This window comes from Polyangium jinanense, assembly GCF_028435265.1.
Taxonomy (GTDB): Bacteria; Myxococcota_A; Polyangia; order Polyangiales; family Polyangiaceae; genus Polyangium; species Polyangium jinanense.
Genome location: NZ_JAGTJK010000090.1, coordinates 20,617 through 27,369, shown reverse-complemented (window position 1 = coordinate 27,369; position 6,753 = coordinate 20,617). Strand labels below are relative to the sequence as shown.

Here is a 6,753-nt window from a genome sequence, read left to right as displayed (position 1 = left end):
TCAATCCCCAGCCGGAGACCTCTCCGAGGTCGGCAAGCCGACATCAATCCCCAGCCGGAGACCTCTGCGAGGTCGGCAAGCCGACATCAATCCCCAGCCGGAGACCTCTGCGAGGTCGGCAAGCCGATATCGACCCCCAGCCGGAAGGCTCGGGAAGGTCCGCGTGTCGGCATCGACATCGAGCCGATGACCTTCGGGGCGGAGCCGTCAGCGGGGAGCGCAGAGCGCGAGGCGGCTCCGGGCGAGCATCAGGCGGGCGTAGGCGGTCTTCAGGTGGATCCCGAGCGCGCGGGCGATCTCCGGCATCGAGCGGCCTTCGATTTCGTAAGCCCAAAGCACGGGGGCGAGCTTTTTGCCGAGCTTCTGGTTGGCCTTCCAGAGGAGGCGGGTCGCGTCCATGGCCTGCGTCGTCCGCGGATGGACCGGAGGCTCGGGGGGTTCGTCCGTGAGGGCTTCCCAGCGATTCCGCGCGAGCTTGCGATGGTTCGCCGCGCGATAGATCGCGATCGTGTAGAGCCAAGCCCGCGCTTGCTCACCCCACAAGAGCCCGTCGCGCCGTCGCCAGGCGACGAGGAAGACATCCTGCACGAGGTCGTCAACCTCCCGCTCCTCCACGCGGCCATGCTTGAGCAGGACGGAGCGGACGAAGCCCCGGAACTCGCGGTAAAACCACGCGAAGGTGGCCTCCGGGGAGGCAAAGGTCACCGGTTTCTTGGCGGACTCAGGACAGACCTCTAGATTGATCACAGCTCGTGAACTCCACTGCCGTTGGGGTTTGCGGGTCAGACGCCGGTCGGTGTTGCAAGCGCCGGCTGGCGTCGCTTGTTTTGTCCCACAGATGAGGGCGAAACTCAACTTCAAAAAGGGAGATAGGTTCGTCGCCGGAGAACCCACGATCCACCGGGAATGGTGCGAGGTGTGTTGGAATGGGAGCCGTGATCCTGCGCTGAAAGTCCCTCACCCCCAACCCCTCTCCCGTCCCGGGAGAGGGGCGAGGGCGGCTGGTGTTATGAGGCGCGGTGGTAGACGAGGCGTCCCAGGGTGGCGATGACGTGGTCCATGCGATCGAGGACCTTTGGATTGACGCTGCCGGTGTAGCGCATGGCCTGGGCGACCTGGATGCAGGCCAGCACCTCCCGAGCGGAGCCGAGGGCGGTTTGATAGCGCTGCCGTTTATGCCCGGCCGTGTTCCCTGCCCCCTCGGCGATGTTGATCTTACGCCAAACGGCGATGCCGGCGCTGATCCTGGAAAGAACGGTGAAGTTGCCGGCGCGGAGGACGCCCGCGGGTGTGGCGGAGGCGTGGGCGGAGGCGGAGAACGCGAAGGGGCATGTGTGCGCCTGCGGGTGCGCGGGGAGGATCATGGTGAAGCCTCAGGGCGGACCGCGAGCTCCGTGGTCGTGAGCCCTGCTGCCGCGTCCCGTCGACGGCGTGAACGGCACCGGCGACGAGTACGACCCGTGGCTCGCGCCGGATCTCGACGTGCTCTGGTATGCGGCCGAGCCGAGGGGCCACGCCGACCTGTTCGTCGCCGTCCGGCAGTGATACACCGCGGTTCGAAAAACGAGGAGGAACGATGTCCATCACGCTCTATCACCACCCGTTCTCGCGCGCGGCCGGAATCCTGTGGATGCTCGAGGAGGTCGGCGTCGACTACGAGCTCCGCTGGGTCGACATGCAGGCGGGGGAGCAGAAGGCCCCCGAGATCGTCGCGCTCAACCCGATGGGCAAGCTGCCGGTGCTCGTCGACGGCGAGGCGGTCGTCACCGAGGCGGCGGCGATCGGCCTGTACCTCGGCGATCGCTACGGCTACGGCACGCTCGCGCCGAAGGTCGACGATCCCGCGCGCGCGACGTACCTGCGGTGGTCGCTGTTCGCTCCGTCGGTGATCGAGCCGGGCTCGATGGCGAAGATGGCGGGCTGGCAGTACAAGCCGGGCTCGGCGGGGTGGGGCACGCCCGAGGAGATGCTCTCCGCGATCGAGGCGGCGATCGGCGATCGCCAGTTCCTCCTCGGCGACCGCTTCTCGATGGCCGACACGATCTTCGGCGGCACCGTGCGCTACATGCTGCGCTTCGGCCTGCTGGAGAAGCGGCCCGCGTTCATGGCATATGCGGAGCGGCTGTCGGCCCGCCCGGCGTCGCAGCGCGCCGAGGCGCGCAACGTCGCCGTGATGAAAGAGCACGGCATCCAACCGCCCGGCTGATCATCGCCGGCGTCGTCGCGCCGCGAGCACGAGCAACACGAGCGGGGCTGCGGCGCTGCGCGTCGGCGCACGACAGCCGCAGCCACCGCCGTCGTCGGCCGCCGACGATCCACCGGGAATGGTGCGAGGTGTGTTGGAATGGGAGCCGTGATCCTGCGCTGAAAGTCCCTCACCCCCTCGCCCCTCTCCCGTCGCGGGAGAGGGGCGAGGGCGGCTGGTGTTACGAGGTGCGGCGGTAGACGAGGCGTCCCAGGGTGGCGATGACGTGGTCCATGCGATCGAGGACCTTCGGATGGACGCTGCCGATGTAGCGCATGGCCTGGGCGACCTGGATGCAGGCCAGCACCTCCCGAGCGGATCCGAGGGCCGTTTGATAGCGCTGGCGTTTATGCCCGGCCGTGTTCCCTGCCCCCTCGGCGACATTGAGGGCGACGCTATGCATGGCCCTTCGCAGTTGCCGAGCGAGATCCGAATCTCTCCGTTCGATCTGCTCCGCGATACCCGCCGCGTCCCCAGCCATGGTCAAAACGACTTCGTAGATCCTCAGCATGACGAAACCCTCCGCCCGACGACCCAATCGCCGGGACCCACGTCCCACACCGTCGCGCGGAGCGCTCTTCAAGGCTGCGCAGCACCGCGCGGAGCCGCGCGGAGCAGCACGTAGTGCTGCGAGCACGGTGAGCACGGCTTGGCCTTGAAGAGCGCGAGCACGACGGTACGATCAAAGTCCCCGAGCGGGATCCTCTGCATCCCGCTCCCGCTCCCGCTCCCGCTCCCGCTCCCGCTCCCGCTCCCGCTCCCGCTCCCGCTCCCGCTCCCGCTCCCGCTTGCCGCTCCCGCTCCCCGCTTCACCTTTGTACACGTTCGGCGCTAAGTTCCCGCCCGAAGGAACGACCCGCATGACCACCAAGCTCGACAAGTCGCACGCCGAAGCCTTCTCCGAGCGCGTCTGGGAGCAGGAGATCCTCCCCGCCCTCACGGAGTACATCCGCATCCCCAACAAGTCCCCCTCGTTCGATCGCAACTGGCGCGAGAACGGGCACATGGAGCGCGCCGTCGCCCTCATCGAGCAGTGGTGCCGGGCCCAGCCCGTCCCCGGCCTCAAGGTCGAGGTCGTGCGCCTCGAAGGCCGGACGCCGGTCATCCTCATGGAGGTCCCCGGCAAGAGCGACGACACCGTCCTGCTCTACGGCCACCTCGACAAGCAGCCCGAGATGACCGGCTGGGCCGAGGGCAAAGGCCCCTGGGACCCCGTGCGCGAGGGCGACAAGCTCTACGGTCGCGGCGGCGCGGACGACGGGTACTCGGCCTTCGCCTCCATCGCGGCCCTCCGCTTGCTCGCCGAGCAAGGCATCCCGCACGCGCGTTGCGTCGTCCTGATCGAAGCGGCCGAGGAAAGCGGGAGCTTCGACCTGCCGGCGTACATCGACGCGCTCGCCCCCCGCATCGGCAAGCCGAGCCTGGTCGTTTGCCTCGACTCCGGCTGCGGCAACTACGATCAGCTCTGGACCACCACCTCGCTCCGCGGCCTCGTGCAAGGCACGCTCGAGGTCCGCATCCTGCGCGAGGGCGTGCACTCCGGATCGGCGAGCGGCGTCGCAGCGTCGAGCTTCCGCATCCTCCGCCAGCTCCTCTCGCGCATCGAGGACGATCGCACCGGCCGAATCCTCGTGGACGAGCTCTTCGCGGTGATCCCCGAGCAGCGGATCGCCCAGGCCGAGGCCGCGGCGGCGGTGCTCGGCGACGCGGTCTACGCGGAGATGCCGTGGGCCGCGGGGGCGCGGCCGATGGCGCAGGACAACAAGGAGCTCCTCTTGAACCGCACCTGGCGCCCCGCACTCAGCGTGACGGGCGCGGACGGGATCCCGCCGATCGCGAACGCGGGCAACGTCCTCCGCCCCTTCACGAAGGTAAAACTCTCGATGCGGATCCCGCCCCGCGTGCACCCGCGGCGCGCGGCCGATGCGCTGAAGCGCGCCCTGGAAGCGGATCCGCCGTACGGCGCCGACGTGACGTTCACGCTCTCCGAACCCTCGGAAGGCTGGGACGCACCGCCGCTCGCGCCATGGCTCGACGAGGCGATGCAGCGCGCGAGCCAGGCGTTCTTCGGCCAGCCCGCGATGGCGTTCGGCGAGGGCGGGACCATCCCGTTCATGGCGATGCTCGGCGAGAAGTTCCCCGAGGCGCAGTACCTCATCACAGGTGTCCTCGGTCCGCAGTCGAACGCCCACGGCCCAAACGAGTTCTTGCACATCCGTTGCGGCAAGAAGCTGACGGCGTGTGTCGCCAGCGTCATCGCGGATCATTTCACGCGCAGCGCGTAAAGAGATCGGGGCACGGCACACGCGGGTCGTAGTATCCTCGTGTCATGCCCCCGTCCTCTGGCTCGCACCAGTTTTCCCCCGGCATCCACCACGTCGACTGGCCCGTCGTCGCGGACGAGGAGCGGCTCCCACGCGATCCGATGGAGGCGCTCGACAAGCTCACGCAACTGAACGGAACGAGCCCCTCGGCAAGCGCGCACGCATGCGGCGCAGTCTCGCTCGTGGGCGCCATGCTCGCGACCTCGGGCTACACGGGGCTCGTCGATCTCGCCGAGCGGATCGCAGACGAGCTCGATGACGAGAAGCGCGTCGAGCTGACGCGGCTCGCGCAAGCCATCGCAAGCGGAGGCCCCGACGCGACGTACGGCGCGCTCGCCGATTACGCGCTCCTGCTCTACCGGCGTTACCGCGGGATGGACGGCGGAATGGAGTACCGCAAGCTGCTCCACCTGATGCAACGCGCGGGCTTTTCGGCGCCGCACCGGCCGAACGACGACGACCTCGCGCGGACGCTCGGCCGCAAAGGCGAATGCTGGCCCGCCAAGATCTCGATATTCGGCGACGAGGGCGACCACTGGATCCTCGTCGGTCGCGACGCGCGTGGGCTCTTCGTGTTCGATCCGTATCCGCGAGACGACGGAAGCCAAATCATCCGCCCCGGCGAAGCCGACTGGAAGCGGTACGTCGACGCCATCGGGAAGGACGAAGCAGGCCGGAACACGATTGGCTTTTTGCCGGCCGAATGATGGGCGGGCGCCGATGGCGCTTGACAAGCGAGCGTCGCGCCGGGGCGCTGCCCCGGACCCCGCGGGGGCTGTTCGCCCCTCGACCCGAACCAGGGCAAGCCCTGGACCTCAGGGGGAAGAACTGCGCGATGCGCAGTTCTTCCCACAGGCCCGTGACAAGACCGCGAAGGGTCGTTTCACGCCGTCGGCGTCATGGGTCGAGACGTCAGCGCTGCTGTCTTGGCTGGCAGGCTCGTCGCGGGTCTTGACCTGGCCTGTTCGATGAACTGCGCATCGCGCAGTTCATCGACCCCGGGTCCAGCGCTTGCGCTGGTCCGGGTCCAGGGGTGGACAACCCCTGGTCGGGGTCCGGGGTGAAACCCCGGCGCTACGCCGTGGAACGCGCACGCGCGGGGCGCGGCGGCTCTTTCGCCAGCCAGAACAGCAGCACCCCCGCTGCGACCAGCACCACGTCGCGTAGCACCGTCAACATCGTCACGGGCCCTGATCCCTCGCCGAAGCAGCCGCACGTGATGTTCACGCCGCGTGCGACCACGGAGGCCACGGCCACCGTGAAGACCCCGAGCACCAGCGTGGAGGCGAACGCGCTGGCGCGCATCCATGGCCTTGGGGCTGCGAGCAGGGCGAGGCCGAGGACGATCTCCACGGTTGGCAGCGTGGCCGCGAGTAGCGGAGCGAGATCCGGCAGGAGCTGGTAGTTGTGGATCTCCAGCGCGAACGAGGTCGGGTCGTAAAACTTGAGCGCGCCGGCTGCGAGGAACATCCCGCCGAGACCGAGGCGCAAGAGCCAAAGAAGTGCGGTCTTCACGGGCTCGGCTCCTGCTTGTGGGTGAGGGCGCAGCCGGGACACGGACCCGAGGCGCACGCGAGGCCCTCCTGCTCCCAGGCGGAAAAGCCGCCGCGCAGGACACGCACGTCCATCTTCAGCCCGCGACGGCGCAGCGTCTCGGCCACCTCGTAGGCCTCCTCCGTCGACTCGCCGTACACCACGATCGTCTGCGCGTGGCCGAGCTCCTTCATCGCTACCTCGGCGCCGCTCGCGGTTGCGTCGCATGGCAGGTGGATCGCGTCGGCCACGTGCCCGGCTGCGAAACGCTCGGCCGTGCGCGTGTCGGCGAAGAGCGTGCCCGGCTGGCCGCACAGGGTCGAGGCCTCGCGTGGCGTCATCTCGATCACGGGCGCCTCTTCGGCTGCGGTGGTGGTGCATGCCGTGGGCGGCTCGAAGCCGACGAGGGCGACGCCTGCGGGCCGTGCTGCGTTGATGCCGAGGCCGAGCACGGCGCCTCCGAGGAGCAGCGCTGCCGAGCGCAGGACGAGGGGTCGATCGAGCCCGGACGACATCCTCCTGCGAAGCTAGCGCGGAAGCGGCGAGGAGGCGAGGTATGCCGCAGCGCGTGGGTGCGGGTTGCCTCCATTTCGCGCTTCCCATCTCCTCGCTTCCCGGGTGATCATGGCCGCGCTCGATCGACCCCGAGGA

At 68.8% G+C, this 6,753-nt stretch carries 9 protein-coding genes; 3 read left to right on the top strand and 6 right to left on the bottom strand.

Features of this window, described 5'->3' with window-relative positions; translation table 11 throughout:
• Positions 1–207: 207 nt before the first annotated feature.
• Both KEG38_RS52220 and KEG38_RS52215 read right to left on the bottom strand, forming a co-directional pair.
• A complete protein-coding gene (locus KEG38_RS52220) occupies positions 208–705 on the bottom strand; it encodes an RNA polymerase sigma factor (RefSeq protein ID WP_272428435.1) in 498 nt (165 codons plus the stop codon).
• Positions 706–1,007: 302 nt separating this feature from the next.
• Positions 1,008–1,364 (bottom strand): four helix bundle protein, encoded by a 357-nt coding sequence (locus KEG38_RS52215; RefSeq protein WP_272428434.1) that lies wholly within the window; start codon positions 1,362–1,364, stop codon positions 1,008–1,010.
• Between the two features lie 212 nt (positions 1,365–1,576).
• Between KEG38_RS52215 and KEG38_RS52210 the strand changes: the two genes are divergently transcribed.
• Complete coding sequence (locus KEG38_RS52210; RefSeq protein WP_272428433.1) at positions 1,577–2,206, top strand: glutathione S-transferase family protein; 630 nt, start codon at positions 1,577–1,579, stop codon at positions 2,204–2,206.
• Here the strand turns inward: KEG38_RS52210 and KEG38_RS56310 are convergent, their stop codons facing one another.
• Both KEG38_RS56310 and KEG38_RS52205 read right to left on the bottom strand, forming a co-directional pair.
• Complete coding sequence (locus KEG38_RS56310) at positions 2,207–2,326, bottom strand: MYXO-CTERM sorting domain-containing protein (RefSeq protein WP_372518249.1); 120 nt, start codon at positions 2,324–2,326, stop codon at positions 2,207–2,209.
• Between the two features lie 100 nt (positions 2,327–2,426).
• On the bottom strand, positions 2,427–2,756 hold the full coding sequence (locus tag KEG38_RS52205) for a four helix bundle protein (protein WP_272428432.1): 330 nt from the start codon (positions 2,754–2,756) through the stop codon (positions 2,427–2,429).
• 349 nt (positions 2,757–3,105) lie between these two features.
• Here KEG38_RS52205 and KEG38_RS52200 point away from each other — a divergent pair, with 349 nt between their 5' ends.
• Together KEG38_RS52200 and KEG38_RS52195 are read left to right on the top strand one after the other, a co-directional pair.
• Positions 3,106–4,530: a M20 family metallopeptidase gene (locus KEG38_RS52200; protein WP_272428431.1), complete on the top strand. Its 1,425-nt coding sequence runs from the start codon at positions 3,106–3,108 to the stop codon at positions 4,528–4,530.
• Between the two features lie 44 nt (positions 4,531–4,574).
• Positions 4,575–5,276 carry a hypothetical protein gene (locus KEG38_RS52195; protein WP_272428430.1) on the top strand — a complete coding sequence of 234 codons (702 nt, stop codon included), beginning with the start codon at positions 4,575–4,577 and terminating at the stop codon, positions 5,274–5,276.
• Between the two features lie 367 nt (positions 5,277–5,643).
• On the opposite strand, the gene KEG38_RS52190 is transcribed toward KEG38_RS52195, so the two are convergent.
• Positions 5,644–6,084, bottom strand: a complete 441-nt coding sequence (locus tag KEG38_RS52190; RefSeq protein WP_272428429.1) for a MauE/DoxX family redox-associated membrane protein — start codon at positions 6,082–6,084, stop codon at positions 5,644–5,646.
• On the bottom strand, positions 6,081–6,617 hold the full coding sequence (locus KEG38_RS52185) for a rhodanese-like domain-containing protein (protein ID WP_272428428.1): 537 nt from the start codon (positions 6,615–6,617) through the stop codon (positions 6,081–6,083). Before KEG38_RS52185 ends, KEG38_RS52190 begins: the two co-directional genes overlap by 4 nt.
• Between the last annotated feature and the right edge of the window lie 136 nt (positions 6,618–6,753).

What these genes read in the sequence shown, in the direction of transcription:
- KEG38_RS52195 (WP_272428430.1), top strand. Translation starts at nt 4,575, where the DNA reads ATGCCCCCGTCCTCTGGCTCGCACCAGTTTTCCCCCGGCATCCACCAC.
- KEG38_RS52215 (WP_272428434.1), bottom strand. Translation starts at nt 1,364, where the DNA reads ATGATCCTCCCCGCGCACCCGCAGGCGCACACATGCCCCTTCGCGTTC.
- KEG38_RS52210 (WP_272428433.1), top strand. Translation starts at nt 1,577, where the DNA reads ATGTCCATCACGCTCTATCACCACCCGTTCTCGCGCGCGGCCGGAATC.
- KEG38_RS52205 (WP_272428432.1), bottom strand. Translation starts at nt 2,756, where the DNA reads ATGCTGAGGATCTACGAAGTCGTTTTGACCATGGCTGGGGACGCGGCG.
- KEG38_RS52200 (WP_272428431.1), top strand. Translation starts at nt 3,106, where the DNA reads ATGACCACCAAGCTCGACAAGTCGCACGCCGAAGCCTTCTCCGAGCGC.
- KEG38_RS52185 (WP_272428428.1), bottom strand. Translation starts at nt 6,617, where the DNA reads ATGTCGTCCGGGCTCGATCGACCCCTCGTCCTGCGCTCGGCAGCGCTG.